Consider the following 1063-nt stretch of genomic DNA (forward strand, 5'->3'; position numbering starts at 1 on the left):
GGTGTAATGGACATTTTTCATGCTGGCGCAGGGTCTAACGCTATATACTGTCTATATTTCCAAGGAATCAACGCCATGAATCAAAAAACTGCCCTTTTTGTAGTGATAAACACACCAAGAAGAATGGACGTAAGCTTGGCAAACAGCAGTATCAATGTCTAGCTTGCAGGCGGCAGTTTTTAGGTGGCAAAAGACTTAATAACCGAACGCTTTGGACTGAATATACGCAAGGAAAACAGACCTACCAACAACTGGCGGATAAATATCACTGTAGTCTTAAAACCATTCAAAGACGCTTAGATAAAGTCAGTATTGAGTATCCAGCTAAACGTCCTAAGACTGCTAATATCATCATGGACACCACTTACTTTGGTCGCAAGTTTGGTTTAATGGTCTTTATGGACAACACCACTAGAACCGTTCTTAATTATGCGATAGTCAGTCATGAAACCAATAGTGCTTATAAGCAGGGAATTGATCATCTAGTATCGTTAGGCGTTGATATACAAAGCATCACCTGTGATGGTAGACGAGGACTGAGGACGTTATTCACCCGCATCCCTTGCCAGATGTGCCAGTTTCATCAAGTGCAAATAGTGACCCGCTATTTAACACGTCGCCCTAAGAACAGTGCCAGTATCGAGCTTAGACGACTTACTTTAGAAATAAAACAGCTTGATAAAGATGCGTTTGTAAAGTGCTTAGATTACTGGTATTTGACTCATGAAGCCTATCTTAATGAGCGTAGTACCAATGAGGATACCGGCAGAACGTGGTACACCCACAAGCGTCTTAGAAGTGCTTATCGTAGCTTAAGAACCAATAGCGATTGGTTGTTTACTTATCAAGAATATGGGCATTTAGACTTACCAAATACCACTAATTCTCTCGAAGGGTTATTCAGTGAGCTTAAGCGACAATTACACAGTCATCATGGGCTAAATGAGTATCGTAAGTTACGGTTTATTAAAGACTTTTTAGGGTCAAAGACACTCAAATAGCATGAATTTTGTCCATTAGCGACTACCTTCTAATCTCTAGCATGAATTTTGTCCATTACACC

Annotated in this window: 1 protein-coding gene; it reads left to right on the forward strand. The window is 40.4% G+C overall.

From position 1 onward, the window contains the following. Positions 1 to 353: 353 nt before the first annotated feature. Positions 354 to 1001, forward strand: coding sequence for a hypothetical protein (locus JMY08_RS13915; protein WP_201593764.1), 648 nt, complete (start codon positions 354 to 356; stop codon positions 999 to 1001). Positions 1002 to 1063 lie beyond the last annotated feature (62 nt).

It is taken from the genome of Psychrobacter sp. Pi2-51 (assembly GCF_904846665.1).
Taxonomy (GTDB): Bacteria; Pseudomonadota; Gammaproteobacteria; order Pseudomonadales; family Moraxellaceae; genus Psychrobacter; species Psychrobacter glaciei.

Excerpts from the sequence above, each read along its gene's own strand:
- JMY08_RS13915 (WP_201593764.1), top strand. The coding sequence starts at position 354 with ATGGACACCACTTACTTTGGTCGCAAGTTTGGTTTAATGGTCTTTATG.